The 14,731-nt window shown below is 43.7% G+C and carries 17 protein-coding genes; 11 read left to right on the top strand and 6 right to left on the bottom strand.

All coding sequences use genetic code 11. The features are described 5' to 3' along the window. The first annotated feature begins 80 nt into the window (after positions 1–80). From L3V43_RS14660 to L3V43_RS14645, 4 genes are all read left to right on the top strand, one after another. A complete protein-coding gene (locus L3V43_RS14660) occupies positions 81–890 on the top strand; it encodes a peptidase S8 (protein WP_102056322.1) in 810 nt (269 codons plus the stop codon). 98 nt (positions 891–988) lie between these two features. Further along, positions 989–2,377: an ATP-dependent RNA helicase DbpA gene (gene dbpA / locus L3V43_RS14655; RefSeq protein ID WP_010607250.1), complete on the top strand. Its 1,389-nt coding sequence runs from the start codon at positions 989–991 to the stop codon at positions 2,375–2,377. 181 nt (positions 2,378–2,558) lie between these two features. Then, on the top strand, positions 2,559–3,188 hold the full coding sequence (locus L3V43_RS14650) for an SDR family oxidoreductase (protein WP_237116829.1): 630 nt from the start codon (positions 2,559–2,561) through the stop codon (positions 3,186–3,188). Between the two features lie 398 nt (positions 3,189–3,586). Further along, on the top strand, positions 3,587–3,757 hold the full coding sequence (locus L3V43_RS14645; protein ID WP_010607252.1) for a hypothetical protein: 171 nt from the start codon (positions 3,587–3,589) through the stop codon (positions 3,755–3,757). A gap of 61 nt (positions 3,758–3,818) precedes the next feature. Here the strand turns inward: L3V43_RS14645 and L3V43_RS14640 are convergent, their stop codons facing one another. Together L3V43_RS14640 and L3V43_RS14635 are read right to left on the bottom strand one after the other, a co-directional pair. Next, entirely contained in the window at positions 3,819–4,805 is a 987-nt protein-coding gene (locus L3V43_RS14640; RefSeq protein WP_237116828.1) for a tetratricopeptide repeat protein, read from the bottom strand. After that, positions 4,805–5,551 (bottom strand): hypothetical protein, encoded by a 747-nt coding sequence (locus L3V43_RS14635; RefSeq protein WP_237116827.1) that lies wholly within the window; start codon positions 5,549–5,551, stop codon positions 4,805–4,807. The genes L3V43_RS14640 and L3V43_RS14635 overlap by 1 nt, the downstream gene beginning before the upstream one ends. Positions 5,552–5,743: 192 nt before the next feature. Between L3V43_RS14635 and L3V43_RS14630 the strand changes: the two genes are divergently transcribed. Next, positions 5,744–6,838: a histidine kinase gene (locus L3V43_RS14630; protein WP_237123933.1), complete on the top strand. Its 1,095-nt coding sequence runs from the start codon at positions 5,744–5,746 to the stop codon at positions 6,836–6,838. Between the two features lie 11 nt (positions 6,839–6,849). Beyond that, complete coding sequence (locus tag L3V43_RS14625) at positions 6,850–7,491, top strand: response regulator transcription factor (protein WP_010607256.1); 642 nt, start codon at positions 6,850–6,852, stop codon at positions 7,489–7,491. A 55-nt stretch (positions 7,492–7,546) separates the two neighbouring features. Here the strand turns inward: L3V43_RS14625 and L3V43_RS14620 are convergent, their stop codons facing one another. Both L3V43_RS14620 and L3V43_RS14615 read right to left on the bottom strand, forming a co-directional pair. Continuing rightward, positions 7,547–7,795, bottom strand: coding sequence for a DUF3297 family protein (locus L3V43_RS14620; protein WP_102056316.1), 249 nt, complete (start codon positions 7,793–7,795; stop codon positions 7,547–7,549). A gap of 132 nt (positions 7,796–7,927) precedes the next feature. Next, the gene (locus L3V43_RS14615) at positions 7,928–8,251 is read right to left on the bottom strand and encodes a hypothetical protein (RefSeq protein WP_010607258.1); all 324 of its coding nucleotides are present in this window, start codon (positions 8,249–8,251) and stop codon (positions 7,928–7,930) included. A 95-nt stretch (positions 8,252–8,346) separates the two neighbouring features. Here L3V43_RS14615 and L3V43_RS14610 point away from each other — a divergent pair, with 95 nt between their 5' ends. Beyond that, complete coding sequence (locus L3V43_RS14610) at positions 8,347–8,532, top strand: hypothetical protein (protein ID WP_010607259.1); 186 nt, start codon at positions 8,347–8,349, stop codon at positions 8,530–8,532. 39 nt (positions 8,533–8,571) lie between these two features. On the opposite strand, the gene L3V43_RS14605 is transcribed toward L3V43_RS14610, so the two are convergent. Continuing rightward, positions 8,572–8,985, bottom strand: a complete 414-nt coding sequence (locus tag L3V43_RS14605; protein ID WP_029215910.1) for a GNAT family N-acetyltransferase — start codon at positions 8,983–8,985, stop codon at positions 8,572–8,574. A gap of 102 nt (positions 8,986–9,087) precedes the next feature. Here L3V43_RS14605 and L3V43_RS14600 point away from each other — a divergent pair, with 102 nt between their 5' ends. Next, entirely contained in the window at positions 9,088–9,924 is an 837-nt protein-coding gene (locus L3V43_RS14600) for an SPFH domain-containing protein (protein WP_102057846.1), read from the top strand. A 71-nt stretch (positions 9,925–9,995) separates the two neighbouring features. Here L3V43_RS14600 and dctP read toward each other — a convergent pair whose 3' ends face one another. After that, positions 9,996–11,108, bottom strand: a complete 1,113-nt coding sequence (gene dctP, locus L3V43_RS14595; protein ID WP_235368644.1) for a TRAP transporter substrate-binding protein DctP — start codon at positions 11,106–11,108, stop codon at positions 9,996–9,998. A 168-nt stretch (positions 11,109–11,276) separates the two neighbouring features. Here dctP and L3V43_RS14590 point away from each other — a divergent pair, with 168 nt between their 5' ends. The 3 genes from L3V43_RS14590 to L3V43_RS14580 all read left to right on the top strand — a co-directional run bounded on the left by L3V43_RS14590 (position 11,277) and on the right by L3V43_RS14580 (position 14,713). Next, positions 11,277–12,185 (top strand): hypothetical protein, encoded by a 909-nt coding sequence (locus tag L3V43_RS14590; protein WP_227387335.1) that lies wholly within the window; start codon positions 11,277–11,279, stop codon positions 12,183–12,185. A 154-nt stretch (positions 12,186–12,339) separates the two neighbouring features. Continuing rightward, positions 12,340–12,972 carry a hypothetical protein gene (locus L3V43_RS14585; protein ID WP_102056314.1) on the top strand — a complete coding sequence of 211 codons (633 nt, stop codon included), beginning with the start codon at positions 12,340–12,342 and terminating at the stop codon, positions 12,970–12,972. A 244-nt stretch (positions 12,973–13,216) separates the two neighbouring features. Beyond that, positions 13,217–14,713: a cytochrome c peroxidase gene (locus L3V43_RS14580; protein WP_235368642.1), complete on the top strand. Its 1,497-nt coding sequence runs from the start codon at positions 13,217–13,219 to the stop codon at positions 14,711–14,713. The last annotated feature ends 18 nt before the right edge of the window (positions 14,714–14,731 follow it).

Genomic DNA, 14,731 nt, shown 5'->3' with positions numbered 1-14,731 from the left:
GTAATAGCATTTGCAACTCCTTCTCCTAAGCTAAAAGGGCTGTTAATCGTAACAGCTTTTTTAGTCAAAGGAGCTAGACAATGAATATCTTGAAATTGATACTGTTCACATTGTTTGGTAGTACATTTTTAGCGCACGCTGGTACGCAATATGTGACCCAAGCTGCGAGCAATATCACAGAAACCTCCGCTCAATTAAACGGCTATTCCGCCTCTACTATTGGTTTAAGTGGAGAAACGTTTGATTATGGCCCAACTACTAATTACGGCTACAGCGTACTCGCAACACCGGGTGGTGTGAATGGCCCGGTTAGCGCACAAATAGCGAACCTAGATTGCGGCAGCGAATATCATTTTCGTTTTCGAGGAGATCCAAAGCCACCTCGCACCACCATTCAAGGGGAAGACTTAACCTTCACTACAGCCCCATGTGGCCCGACGATTTTTACTAATGTGTCGTTTGAAACCGGCGGACAATACTACTTCGTTGCAGAAAACAATGGCGGTAATACAGTAAACGCCAATCGTATTGCGATTGGCCCTTGGGAGCGGTTTAATCTTATCGATGTCAACGGCGGTAACCTGTTTGATGGCGACACCGTCCACATTCAAACAGCCACTGGCTATTACTTTGTTGCAGAGCAAGGTGGTGGCGCTGAGTTAAATGCCAATCGAACGGTGGCTTCTATTTGGGAAACCTTCACGATTGAGTTGCCGAATAACCCCGGTGCTTTGATCCAAAATGGCGATAAAGTGGCGCTTAAGTCAATCAATGGTCACTATATCCAAGCCGCAGGTAATGGTGGCGCGGGAGCCAATGTGCATCCTACCGTCATAGGCTGTAATGCCACTTATCCCTGTTCATGGGAAATGTTTAAGATTATTTTTTAACGCACTTGGCCGTGGTAAAAATTTTATCACGGCCTTACACGCGCTATCCGTTCGAGCCATGTTATAATTGCTGTTTTAGAACTACAGAGACAGCGACTTTGACTCAGCCACTTTTTTCAAGTACCTCACTTTCTAGCGCCTTACTCGATAACCTCGCGTCATTGGGGTATCACACCATGACTGACATTCAAGCACAAACCTTACCGCTTATCTTGGCGGGTAAAGATGTCATTGGCCAAGGTAAAACGGGCTCAGGTAAAACCGCCGCTTTCTCTTTAGGACTATTACATAATTTAAACGTGAAACGCTTTCGCGTGCAGGCGCTTGTGGTATGCCCAACTCGAGAGCTTGCCGATCAGGTTGCGGCTGAAATTCGCAAGCTTGCCCGTGCAGTTCATAACATCAAAGTGTTAGCGCTGTGCGGTGGTGCACCTATGGGTCCACAAATTGGCTCTCTTGAACACGGTGCGCACATCATTGTGGGTACGCCAGGGCGTATTGAAGAGCACCTCCGCAAAGGCCGTTTGTCGCTAGATGAAGTGAATACCTTTGTACTGGATGAAGCGGATCGCATGTTAGAGATGGGTTTTGAAGAGTCGCTGCAGTGCATCATAGATCACTGCCCTACAGCACGCCAAAACCTGTTATTTAGTGCAACTTTCCCGCCAAAAATAGAGCAGCTCGCGCAGCACATCATGAAAGATGCAGCCAAAGTCACGGTTGAAGCAACGCATGATGATAGCTCAATTGAACAGTACTTCTATGAAGTCGACAACAACGATGCGAGATTGCCTGCGGTACAAAAGCTGTTAATGCAATTTCAACCAAGCTCAGCGGTTATCTTCTGCAATACCAAGGTAGAATGCCAGAACGTATGCGACAGCCTATATAGCCTAGGTTTTGATGCAGCAGCACTTCACGGTGACTTAGAGCAAAAAGACCGTGACCGCACATTGGTTCGTTTTGCGAATAAGAGCGTGACCATTTTGTTGGCAACGGATGTCGCAGCCCGGGGTATCGACGTCGACCATGTAGATATGGTGATCAACTACCATATCGCCCATGACCCAGAAGTGCATGTTCACCGCGTTGGCAGAACCGGACGTGCAGGCAATAAAGGCGTGGCATGCTCTTTAATGAGTTATAAAGAATCGCATAAAGTAAATGCCCTCGAAGACTATTTAGGTAAGACAATTGAGCCCAATACCCTGCCAAGCGACCAAGTGTTAAATAACAAAATTAACCGAGCGCCGATGGTAACCATTCAAATCGACGGCGGTAAGAAAGCGAAATTAAGACCGGGTGATATCTTAGGTGCACTGACCTCAAATCAAGCGTTAAAAGGTGATCAAATCGGCAAAATCAAAGTCACTGCGATGTCTTCATACGTTGCGGTTGAGCGTAGTATTGCCAACGTGGCGCTTAAAACAATCTCAGAAGGAAAAATGAAAGGCCGAAATTTTAGAGCTCGCAAAGTAACAAAGTAACAGGTCACTCTCCCCTCGCCCTAAGGTGGTCAACTTTTCCCTGACCACCACGTCTTTAGATTATCCCAGCAATTACTCGCCTATTAATAAGCTATTTGTAACCTATTTCCACCACAGGGGTTTAAATCTGCGACATGATCCCAAGGTCTTAGTTAAGCAAACACTTTAAAGGAGTTTATCTATGAAGACCTTAATCATTGGTGCCAGTGGTCAAATTGGAAAAATGACGACAAAGAAAATGCTGGAACAAGGCCATGACGTCGTGGCGTTAGTGCGTAATAAAAGCAAGCTAGCTGATATTCAGTCTGAGCAACTTACTATCATTGAGCAAGACCTTGAAGGCGATTTTAGCTCAGCCTTTGACAACGTCGAGCAGGTAATATTTAGCGCAGGCTCTGGTGGAGAGACTGGTGCGGATAAAACCCTACTTATTGATTTGTGGGCCGCCATTAAAGCCATTGACTATGCTGTGAAAGCAAACGTTAAGCATTTTATTATGGTCAGCTCTATTGGCGCCGACGATCCTGATAACATTGAAAGTGAAATCAAACCATACTTGGTAGCCAAACACATGGCCGACCAACATCTACAAAGAAGTGTCGTAAACTACACTATCGTTCGGCCAGGTGCATTACAAAATGAACCTGCAACCGGGGGGTTCTCTACTTCACGCCCTACAAATAGAGAAGACGCCGTAATAAGTCGAGAGAATGTCGCAGACGCGCTAGTTTACCTTGCCACTCAACATCCTCAGAATCTAACGTTCGAGCTATTTGACGGCAAGCAGTCAGTCGAACAAACGCTGTGCTAATAGGGCAGCTATGTCTCGGGGTTTAAAGCCTCGGGGCAAACTTAGGTGCTTTAATTTGGCTAAGTGTTGAGAGTATTTATCGCTCTGCCGACATAAAAAGCTTGCTTTAAAAAATGCAATTCTATATTATCCCTCCCTTGCTTTAACTTCCTCTCAAAATAAAGCAAACCTCAAGTAATGCCTCCTTGCCTTGATCCAGTAAGTCCGCATAAAAAATACAAGTAGAGCTTAATATAGTCAGGCGAAAATCAAGCCAATCAAGAAAATTGGTATAAGCTGTTATACCCGTATCGGGTTGTTGCGAGGACAGTGTCTTCTGTTCGCTAAACTGTAATGAAGCTCATCTACTATCAAAAGCATCAGCTAATTTGCTGTGCATTATAAAAGTGAGTTTTATTATGTCATATACATATAACGGAACAGAGATCCGTGTTGAGCAACCAATTAGCTCAATTTCGGTGAACAAATCTAAAGTGATCTTTGCTGACGGCACAGGCCGTAAAATCACACAATTCGCCAATGGCGGCGAAGCACGTCAATTTCTGAGCTGGTTAACTTCAGCTCAGTAATCGCTAAAACGTCGAGCTTGCTCGACGTTTGCCATCCTAATAAAACAAATGAACTAAATACTCAGATTCGCAGCTGTCTAATCGCTTTGATTAGGTCTTTGTCGCTGATTCGCGTTGACTTTAATTTGCCGATTAACTTTTTAGCACCTAGGGTATTTCCTTGGAGCGTATAGAGCTGGCTTAAACGTAACCGTGCCCAGTTTTTATCTGGACCATCTGTACTGATCTCAAGTGTTAAATACGTTTGTAATGCTGCGATCCCCTCGTCTACATTAACCTCTGAAAACACCGCCGTCCGACCAATTTGGTAAAGCCCCGCAGCGTAATGCTTTGCTTCCTTAATTACTATTAAAGTTCTAAAAAACGCAAATGCACCATCGTAATGTTTGATACTCTGTAGCGCTATTCCAGCTTTAAACAACACTGTTTCATCAATAGTTTTGCGTTCGAGCAAGGTGTTAGTATATGTTATCAACGCTTCATCATTGCCAGTCTGCAAATAAAAGTCGATCCATAGTTTCATTGCGGCATGGGAAGATAAGGCTTCTATAGCCCTTATCTGTCGCACCGCCTTGGCCTCAGAGCCACCTGCAATGCTTGGTGCTGAAAGGTAGAAATAGAACAACCCTTGCAGCGCTTTGATATGCGTTGCGTCTTTGTCTATTGCCGCTAAAAACGCATCTTCTGTGTTGCTGGCATAACTCAGTTTTGAAAATATAGAAGCATGCTTTATCTGCTCTGCATTTACCTTGGCGTACCAATAATACTCATCCGCACTGTTAGGCTCGAGACGCAGTGCTTTTTCAAGGTACTCTTCTGCTTCATCAAATTGATTCGACGCCAACTTAACTCTGCCAAGATAATAGAACGACTCATTTGGATGCGTTTCTTGCAGCGCCAGAAAAGCTTGCTCAGCATCCACTATCGCCTGTTGCTCAAATAGTATTTTGGCATGCTCCAATGCATCGGTAATATTCGGCATCGCAAACACTTTTGGAGTTACCACTAGTATCATCATTAAACAAAGTACTTTATTCATCTGAAACATTATTTGCTCCCCCTTGCTTGACAGTGATTAAGCTGTTTTTTGTAAAACAGGATGCCCAAGGTGCCAACCACAGCGGGTAACAACCATGGTACTAGCTGCCAAGCCCCAGGCATTAGCTGCGCTAACCAATGACGTCCACCCACCGCAAAAAATGCCGTATATACTGCAATCCCAGCGCCTAAAATGGTACTCATATGCTCCAGCACCCACTCTCGTGGTTTGAGTGTTGGTTTAAATATGTAGAACAACATAGTAGCGACGGTAGAGAACACAATAAGTGAAAATATTAGATAGAGCGTACTGCCAAATGTAAGCGCAGTGTACAACACTCGCCCACCCGTTGCCGCTAAGAGCCCAATCAGCAATAAATGAGACCCGCTTCTTAATCGCTCTCGGTGTTGTTTAGCCGCTAAAACCAAGCTCGAATGACGAATATTTGCCAACACCAATACTGACAGCATCAGTAAAAATTCACTTAATTGACGTTGCTTCAATACCAGCTGTTGCCCTAGCGCCTGATCAATGTGTTGAGAGGGGTAACGGATCGCCAATGGGTCGTAGATCACAATTAGGCACATGACAATGCCACTGACGGAAACTAGCCATATACACCAAGTAAATATTTTTCCCCATAGTCTATGCTGTGGGCTGCCTTTTACGGTCACGACTGGAACCCAAAATACAATTAGCGCAATAGCACCAATAATTATGTGCAAATACAAAGCAAACTGATGAACAATAAGCATAACAATTTCTCTTTTACGATTTTGGTCTTTAGCTTAACGTCACTACATTTGGAGTGCCTGTCCCAGACGTCATGATGTAAAACCATGACTTTTGGCCTATAGGCACAACCTTGTTACTTTGTCATACTTAGTGAAGAAAACGGCACGAGGACATAAGCGTTGGCATTCAGCACATTAATCGCAAATCGAGATATGAGAGATTTACTAGCGCTGATCACATGGGCTGCCCTTTTCGCTATTTCAGTTTACATAACGAATCAACAGCCTGAAGCGCCCGAAATATCTCTCTTTAGCAGCTTCTTCTGTTTTTATGCGCTTGGCTATCTCATTGGCACCTGCGAGCAATGTCAACACAAATTACGATGGCTTGCCCTAGTCCTCATGCTATTTTCAGCCTTTGCCTGTGGCTGGATCCTGCAATTTGGATACCTATCCATTCTTACCATTATCTGGGTTGCCGTTGTCGCTTATTTGCTCCCCATTCGCGTATCAGCTTGCTTCACCCTCATCATCGTATTGGCCTGGTTTACAATGCAGAGTGTAAAGCAACAGCATCTACTTTGGATTGAGGGATTACTATATGGCTTGTTTCACTTATTCGCCTTGCTATTAGCCACCACCCATCAACGAGAACAGCAAGCTAGGGTTGAGCTACAAAATCAACATGCTCAGTTGCAATCCACACAACACTTGCTTTCTGAGCTGTCGAAGCACTCTGAGCGCACCCGCATCGCGCGGGACTTACACGATCTGTTAGGTCATCACCTCACGGCACTCAGTATTAAGTTGCAAATAGCGCAAAGAATGACTGCCGACGCACCAGCCCAGCAGCAAATCCTAGAATGTCAAAGCGTAGCTAAGTTACTACTCAATGATGTACGAGATGCCGTGGATATGCTCAGACAGCACAGAGATATTGATTTTCATCAATCGCTTACCTTACTACTCCAACATACTCCTGAGCTAAAAGTGCATGCAACCATTCCACAACATATTGCTGTTGACGATAGCCATATAGCACAAGTGCTGCTGCGCTGTGTTCAAGAAGCAATAACCAACAGCCTAAGGCACAGTCATGCGAAGCAATTTTGGATTGTAATGACGGAAGATGAAGAAAAGCTTTTCGTCAATATGCATGATGATGGCTATATCACTGAACAATGGCAAAAAGGGAATGGTTTAACGGGGATGTCTGAACGCGTATCTGAGTGTGGTGGCCACTTGCATCTCTATGAGCACAATCGTGCCCTACACTATAAAATTGAACTCCCGTTAACTCCACAGTAAGGACGATATTGATGAAAGTAGTCGTGGTTGACGACCAGAAACTCGTAAGAGAAGGCATTGTCACTTTATTACAATTTAACGAAGAAGTTGAAGTGATTGCCCAGTACGACAATGGTCAGACGTTACTTGATGGGCTATCAGAGGTTTCACCTGATATTATTCTACTGGATCTATCGATGCCAATTATGAACGGTATCGCTACTTTGAAGCAGCTAAATAGTCGCGGTATAACGATCCCAGTATTAGTGCTAACAACCTTTGATGACCCCAAACTCGTTCTGGACAGCTTAAGTAATGGAGCCAAAGGCTTTGTACTTAAAGATATCGCTCTGGATTCGTTGGTGAATGCAATGAAAACCATCCTCAATGGTGAAACCTACTTTCAGCCGGCAATTACAGAAACCCTATTAAAGTATGCACCAAAACTCGACAATGATTTTTCTGAGTTCAAAGCCACAGAGACGCTTAGCGTACGAGAAATAGAGGTATTGAGACTGGTTGCAAATGGTTATTCCAACAAGGAAATAGCCGAAGCCTTACACAAGTCAGAAGGCACAATCAAAAATCACGTCTCCAATTTACTTTCTAAACTGGGTGTGAGGGATAGAACCCGTGCGGTGCTATTAGCAATCGAGATGGGAATATTACAGTAGCTTAAACAAAGCGCACCAATTTACCCCTGAGCAGATTGGTGCATCGTCACAGCGCTTAGCAATAGTAAGCTTCAACCGTTCCTTTTGATTTAATTAGCAAAGGCTGACCTCGGCGATCTAGCGCTTTTGGCGCAGCGACTTTGATCCAGCCTTCACTAATGCAATACTCTTCAACATCGGTACGTTCTTTTCCATTAAAACGAATGCCAATGTGGTGCTCTAGTATTTCTTTAGCATAATGTGGGCTTCGAGGATTGATAGAAAGTCTATCTGGTAGTGCTGGTTTTTCGATTGAATCTGTCATCGTTTTTCTTCAATTATTTAAGCATGCTGTATTGTAGGTAATCCCACGCGTGCGCTCAATAGCTGAGCGTCTTATAATCGCAATTGAATTAAAAACTGTATCGATTTAAGAGCACTATGAGGCCTCTGAAGTTTAGCTAACGTTATTACTTAGAAATGCCTTGGCACATTCACCCACGTATCGACGGCCAGGATTATCTCCACTCAACCATTCTTCCACAGTAAACAGCTCAAATAGACCGATTTTACACAGCGTTGGGATTGCAAGCTTTAGCTCGTCCTCTACTTGTCCTCGCTCACCAGCATTGTAAAGGTCAATGTTATGCAACATAGTTGCTACTGTACCCGTTTGCACTCTACTACCATCTTTTAATTGTACCGATGGTAAGCACTCACCTTCTCTTACTACCTTTTGATTTACCGCAGCCAACTGCTCAGTGTTTTCTACATTTTTCATCAATATATGCTTCCTATAAATAAAATACCCATCCCCCTTGCACTCTCCACTTTTCTCGATAAGATAAACAATGAAGTTAACACAAGGAAACAAGTATGAAACTTAAATTAAACAAAAAGGCGATTAAGTCCCTTTCAAAAGATTTACAAGACTTACCAATGGCGCAAACCCCAAATATTGCAGGTGCTGGCAATCCACCTTTATACCCAGAAAGCAAGTTCGATCAAGGCTGTCCTTGGTTTACACACTTTCAGGTTCGAACTTGTCCAAATCCGTATTAATGCGCCATTGTGGGTAAGTACTCTTACCCACTAAACTTGTTATAACACCTTTACCATAAAATACTTACAGCCATCTTTAGGGTAATGTTCTTGGATCCATTGGGTCTCATAGCCATGCTTTTCATAAAATGGCATTGCCTGAAAATTTAAGGTATCGAGTAAGCATTTCACGCACCCTCTTTGTTTGGCTGCCGCTTCTAGGCTTTCTAGTATCTGTGAGCCGATATTTTGACCCCTTAGTGTCTCAGAAACCCACAAAGTATCAAGCAACAACCAGTTGCCAAAAGTACGCGCGGCTGCACCTGCAACAACCTCTCCAGACTCACCCTTTACTTCAACCGCCAATGGAAGACGCTCTGTGACCTCCCAATTAGCCCAGTTAAACTCGCTAATTTTACTACTTAAAAAATCGACAAATTGTTGCTCAGGATTTTCTACCACGGATATTTTCACTACTGCGCTCCGGTTGATATCGTTGAACTAAGGTAATTGTTGTTCGCTTTAGTATTGTCACCTATCATAGCGAACAAAGTACCTATAAAGGAATCATCTATGATGAAATCAAAATCTAGCATTGGAAGCTCAATTATATCTATTATCGTGATTGGCATTGTGTTACTTTTTTCCATCACATCTTGCACTAACCCCAGCACACCCGCAGGACATGAAGGCTATGTTTTTGAGCAACCTAGATTTTTTGGTTCTGGTGGTTACCAAGGTAGCTTAATCGGTCCGAGCAACTATGGTTTTTCCCCGCTTAGAAATCAAGTCGTCAATATCGATATGCGTCCAAACACGTATACTGAGCGCTTTGAGATCTTAGCCAAGGATGACTTGAATATCAGTTTTGATTTTCATGCAGTCATTGCAATTAAGCCAGACACAGTAAAAGATGTCGTCGAAAATTATGGTGCAGAGAATTGGTATCAGCGTTTTGTTCGCGAAACTTTCAGAACCTATGTTCGCGACGAAGTCCAACAATACGACAGCGGCGCATTAAAAAGCAAACGCGAACAAATTGCTGAAATCGTCACAAAACGTTTAAAAGGCTACCTACAGTTAGCGCCATTTGATATCAAGCAAGTGGTGATCGGTAACATTAATTATCCAGATATCGTGGCCAATGCTGTAGAAAAGAAACTCGCTGCGCAACAGCTGCTAGCAGAAAAAGAAACTCAAAAGGCCATTGCGAAAAAAGATGCGGAAATTCGGATTGAAGAAGCAAAAGGTATCGCTGAAGCGCAAAAGATCATCAACGCCACACTTACTGCAAACTACTTACAACATGAAGCGATAAATGCGCAGCTAAAAATGGCAGAATCTCCTAACCATACAACGGTTTATATTCCGGTTGGCACCAACGGCATTCCACTGGTTAAAGAGAGTCGATAACAGAGTACCAATAATTCGTTTGAGTTGGGAGTAACAATAGCGAGAAGGCCAGTTGTTGCTCTCAACCAGGGCTATTGAGTAAACTCTTTTTCTGTCGCATTTACCAGCTGTTGAAATGCGCGAGTACTGCCAAGTAGCTCTCGCTTTACCTTGTTCCACTGTGCATTGTGATGACCAAACTTTAATTGCCATTCGCGCTTTTCGTCCACACTTAAAGGGTGCAGCTTTGCGCCCAAGGCCATGAGCTCGCGCTCACAGCGTTTTTGCAGTTGCTCAATCTGCGCAATATGAGTATGAAATGTTTGCTTACTCGCGTCCTCGATTTCCCCTTTTAAGCGCAGTGGCAAACTATCTAACCAATGCTGATTTGCGACGGTCACCCAAGCATCGGGGACACTTTCGAGTAAAGCTACCTGCCCTATCTCGCTTTTAAGCAGATCAGGACCTGCGAACAAACCAATAACGCTAGGGTCAATAACCTCTATATGTTTTGTTCTTGCCATTTTGGCCACTTGCGCCCAAGGCACATCAATAACATTTGCCGACGTCATACTGTAAAAATGACTCAAAACCATAGAAGCAGGTACTCTTAGCACCACTCCTTTGAGTTTTTCAGGCAAGTTAATTAAGCGGTTGAACTGTTTTGTGCTTGTTAATGTGCGACCCCCAACGAGATGATGCATTAAGATATTCAGTTTTCCTTGTTCACTAATAGGCTTAATAACAAGTGACTGCCATTGTGGCGAACAAATTAGATTGAGAAACTCGCGATTTGAGCTCGCCCAAAATGGGATATTAAGGATATCTAGCACAGGTAACGCCCGAGACAGATTTGACACAGAGATAAGTGCGGCCTCCACATGTCCACGAGTCACTGCCGCCATTAACTCGCGGCCACTTCCAAGCGCGCCACTATGGTGAACATCAACATAGATTTTACCGCGAGTCATAGACTCAACATTCTTCTTAAACACTTGATGCATGTGCGGGATAAAGTCACTTTGATCCGCAGGGTATGGGGAAGCTAATCTTAAAATATGGAGGGCAGCACTGCGCTTAGCCATTTCTTGTTCTCGTTCATCTTCTGAGAGTAAATTTAGTGCAAGTACTTGGCTAACCGGAAATGAAGCACTCAAACATGCCGCTAGTGAAGCTTCAAGAAATTGACGTCTACTCTTGGACATGGCAGTACAACCTAAATTCCATACCTCAATTAAAGATAGCTGTTTGCTTTGCTGTTTCAACCTATAGTTACATAGCTTTAGCCGCACCTATCACAAAATTCATGCTCCTCTTACAATTGCTAACAGCGCCAGTCTATCTTCTAATTTATGGAAAATGGAGCCTTATCTATGCGTATGCCTCTTTGCTTTTTTGCTGTTCATTGTGCTCTGAGCTTCAGTGTGCTGGGATGTGAATTAGCTGTTGTAGCAAAAACGATTGCCGTCATCCCTTCTGTTTCAAAACCTGATTGCTATTTTTCACAGGATAAAAATGCAAACCTGCGCCCAGTGCGACAATATGTAGAACCTCTAACGCCAAACTATCCAGATGCTGCAATACCTCTCAATTTCGATAAGGTTCAGTCAGCCTGTAAACTGAAGAGTGACACCATCCATTGCCAGTTTGCTGACCGACAAGGCGCTTTGCCTTTAGCTAGTCAATACCAACGAGGTCGGTTAAGCTATGATCAGTGGCGCGTAGACAACCACTATTTTATTGGATGGACCTCGCACGACCCAGAAAGACCTGCCGGATTTATGGTATTATCCACCACCAAACCCGCTTATTGGTTACCAGTGGAAGATGCTTGTAAAGCAAGGCTCAGCACACGAGTCGTGACGCTTAATAGCAAAGAGAATCTCTGTCTGAATCATCAGGGTATTTGGCAGCGCAGTAACACACAGTCACTACCTGCGCCTTGTGAAAACCCATACTCTGTTGCTACCGATAAAAATGGGGTGTGGGCTTTGCAGCTAAACAATGAAAATCAAAGTTGGAATATTTGCCACTTTGATCACGCATTACAACTCGTGAAAGCATATCAATATCAACTTGACATACCGCAATCGCTAGCGCCATACAAGCTTGTACCTACGTCTTTTTCTCAGGTTACCGCCTTATTCGGCGAATATGACAATGCGCCAGCATACGCATTTGATATTAGCGCTGTTGAGCCGATGATTCTATCAGCCTTCCCAAGCTCAATACGTCGCATACAAATCCCACTTACACGAGCTAAATATCGGTTAAGCGAATGACTCAATAAAATACGTGGTGGGACTTCTTTAGCTTTAAATAGGAAATATGAATAAGATCTTAAAAACAAATAATATTCATTTTATTTACATATGTAAATAAATATGAAATGATGCCAAACTTCTTTGTTCATATTTTAATTAAAGGACTTATACTATGAAAAATAAACATATCTTGCCGGTCGCGGCTTTATTACTCTCACCGTTAGTACAAGCAAATAACTCGGGTTACTATATTACTGATGTCGATGTATATAAGTATGGTGAACGTGCAACTATGGTTCCTGAGCAAAACCCAATCCCAATGTTAATTCCTGATCACGTCTTAGTTGGCATTGGTGCTCGAGCCGGAAAAACAACGGTAACTACCATCACCTTGTGGTATCGTCAAATATTAGGCAATGGTGAATTTGGTCAGATTTACAGCAAAAACTACGGCAGCAAACCAAGTCACGAACTTGAATGTCAGTACGTAAATACATCCGACAATATCGCAATTACAGGTATGGAGTGGCGCATCAATGGTTCAGATGATATTGCAGCGCTGCGGGTGAGTTACCGAAAATTTGATAGTCAAGGAAATCTAGGCTCTGAGATATTCTACGGAACGGGAGTTAAATCAACGAACCAATCAAAAACCTGCTATGACCCAGGAAGTGGCGGTATTGAAGTTTCATATTTCCCACCAGCATCAGGTAATAACTCTGTTGTTACAGGTGTTGGCCTTGTTAATCACAATGAAAACATGGATTCAATGTGGCTATATCGCGGAAACTATGTAAACAGATAATACAGTGTAATTCTTTGCTAATTGCATAAGATCTTCACGCCACGAACAAAGTTAATCATCATAAAGCGTTCGTGGCTTATGCTAACACAATGTTTTAGCTAAAATAAAAACTAAAATACAAATCACTTCTAAATATTTTACGTTCGATAACCCTTCATCCAAAACAAAAATTTCCATTTTCACATTCTCTGCACTTTTGCCTGCCAATTTTAAAACTCGAATCACAATAAGGTTTGGAATAACGATGAACAACGCGAACTTTCTACGTGCAATGGCACTTGTTACCGCTGTGGCAAGTTTACCAATAGCAGCACAACATAAGCCTCTACCACCTCCGCCTCCAGGCCAGCCACAACCAAACTCAGCACTGGATGATGAACTCTCACAAATTATGCGCGCTCGCGGTATTACTGGCAGAGTCGCAGGTGCGCAGCAACTACCGAGGATCTCAGATCCCATTGCTCAGCTCGGCATGCAGTTATTCTTTAGCAAGGCCCTTGGGGGAGAAAAATCAGTCGCCTGTGCGAGCTGTCACGACCCAAGGCTCGGTGGTGCCGATGGCCTTTCGTTGCCAATAGGTACAAACGCACTAGAAAGTGATGTGGTAGGCCCAAGTCGCCAAGCAGTCAACGATAACATCAATATTCCACGTAACTCTCCCACCATTTTTAATACCGGATTTGCCAACAACGCTTTATTTTGGGATGGCCGTGTTCAACGTGTGACTATCACTGACGACCAAGGCAATGAAAGCAGTTTTATCAGTACGCCTGATTCAGGTTTTAACCAACCAGATGTAAACGCGGCAGATTCACTAGTTGCAACCCTGTCTCGCTTTCCTGTCACCTCTCGTGAAGAAATGCGTGGTGAGGCTTTCGAAAGTGCCGAAACCAATGAACAAGTCCGCTCACACTTAGCCCAGCGTATTGGCGATTACGGTGAAGAAGCAGGAGGTTTGGCCACCAATGATTGGCTTCAAGCCTTTAGAGAAGCATTCAACTCGCAAGCTGACGCGCAAACCTTAATTACCTTTGATAGTATCGCTTTTGCACTCGGCCAGTATCAAGCGTCATTTGTGATGGTGGATACCAATTGGCATCGCTATGCCCGAGGTGACCGTGGCGCACTCAGCGACAAACAAAAACGTGGTGCTAAACTCTTTTTTACTCCTATAGCTGAAGGCGGTGCAGGATGTGTTGGGTGCCACAGCGGTGAACGTTTCACTAACGATGGTTTCTTTAACCTCGCCTTTCCACAGTATGGTATTGGTACACAAGATAATCAGGCCGATATCGGACGCGCTGCAATTGACCCTTCGACTCGCAACCAATTTGCGTTTAGAGTCCCAAGCTTAATAAATGTTGCCCTGACTGCGCCATATGGTCACGCAGGAGCCTACGAGTCGTTAGAACAAGTGGTCAATCATTACTCAAACCCTGAGCAAACCGTCGAGCAATTTTTTCAACGTGGTGGTGCTTGTGGATTAAAGCAGTTTTCCTTAACCGCTCAGTGTGACACACTAAACCTACAAGCGAGAGAAAATAGTGAAGCGGCGTTAACGTTACTGCGCCAATCACCCTTTGTTGCCGCCAATTTAGCGCCACAACAAAAGCAGGATCTCGTTGCGTTTTTACATGCCTTGACAGACAAGTGTGCAAAAGACCAACGGTGCGTAAGAAAATGGATGCCAAACCGTCGCACACCAGACCCTGATAATTTACGCTTGCATGCACAACGTTAACCGGTGGAATAACAACAA

It is taken from the genome of Pseudoalteromonas sp. L23, from assembly GCF_021728455.1.
Classification (GTDB): Bacteria; Pseudomonadota; Gammaproteobacteria; order Enterobacterales; family Alteromonadaceae; genus Pseudoalteromonas.
Note: the sequence above shows the minus strand (reverse complement) of the source record. Positions and strands in the feature narration are given on the sequence as shown.

Excerpts from the sequence above, each read along its gene's own strand:
- L3V43_RS14635 (WP_237116827.1), bottom strand. The coding sequence starts at position 5,551 with ATGCTTATTGTTCATCAGTTTGCTTTGTATTTGCACATAATTATTGGT.
- L3V43_RS14580 (WP_235368642.1), top strand. The coding sequence starts at position 13,217 with ATGAACAACGCGAACTTTCTACGTGCAATGGCACTTGTTACCGCTGTG.
- L3V43_RS14585 (WP_102056314.1), top strand. The coding sequence starts at position 12,340 with ATGAAAAATAAACATATCTTGCCGGTCGCGGCTTTATTACTCTCACCG.
- L3V43_RS14625 (WP_010607256.1), top strand. The coding sequence starts at position 6,850 with ATGAAAGTAGTCGTGGTTGACGACCAGAAACTCGTAAGAGAAGGCATT.
- L3V43_RS14615 (WP_010607258.1), bottom strand. The coding sequence starts at position 8,251 with ATGAAAAATGTAGAAAACACTGAGCAGTTGGCTGCGGTAAATCAAAAG.
- L3V43_RS14640 (WP_237116828.1), bottom strand. The coding sequence starts at position 4,805 with ATGTTTCAGATGAATAAAGTACTTTGTTTAATGATGATACTAGTGGTA.
- L3V43_RS14620 (WP_102056316.1), bottom strand. The coding sequence starts at position 7,795 with ATGACAGATTCAATCGAAAAACCAGCACTACCAGATAGACTTTCTATC.
- L3V43_RS14660 (WP_102056322.1), top strand. The coding sequence starts at position 81 with ATGAATATCTTGAAATTGATACTGTTCACATTGTTTGGTAGTACATTT.
- L3V43_RS14610 (WP_010607259.1), top strand. The coding sequence starts at position 8,347 with ATGAAACTTAAATTAAACAAAAAGGCGATTAAGTCCCTTTCAAAAGAT.
- dctP (WP_235368644.1), bottom strand. The coding sequence starts at position 11,108 with ATGTCCAAGAGTAGACGTCAATTTCTTGAAGCTTCACTAGCGGCATGT.
- L3V43_RS14645 (WP_010607252.1), top strand. The coding sequence starts at position 3,587 with ATGTCATATACATATAACGGAACAGAGATCCGTGTTGAGCAACCAATT.
- L3V43_RS14630 (WP_237123933.1), top strand. The coding sequence starts at position 5,744 with ATGAGAGATTTACTAGCGCTGATCACATGGGCTGCCCTTTTCGCTATT.
- L3V43_RS14650 (WP_237116829.1), top strand. The coding sequence starts at position 2,559 with ATGAAGACCTTAATCATTGGTGCCAGTGGTCAAATTGGAAAAATGACG.
- L3V43_RS14600 (WP_102057846.1), top strand. The coding sequence starts at position 9,088 with ATGAAATCAAAATCTAGCATTGGAAGCTCAATTATATCTATTATCGTG.
- L3V43_RS14590 (WP_227387335.1), top strand. The coding sequence starts at position 11,277 with ATGCGTATGCCTCTTTGCTTTTTTGCTGTTCATTGTGCTCTGAGCTTC.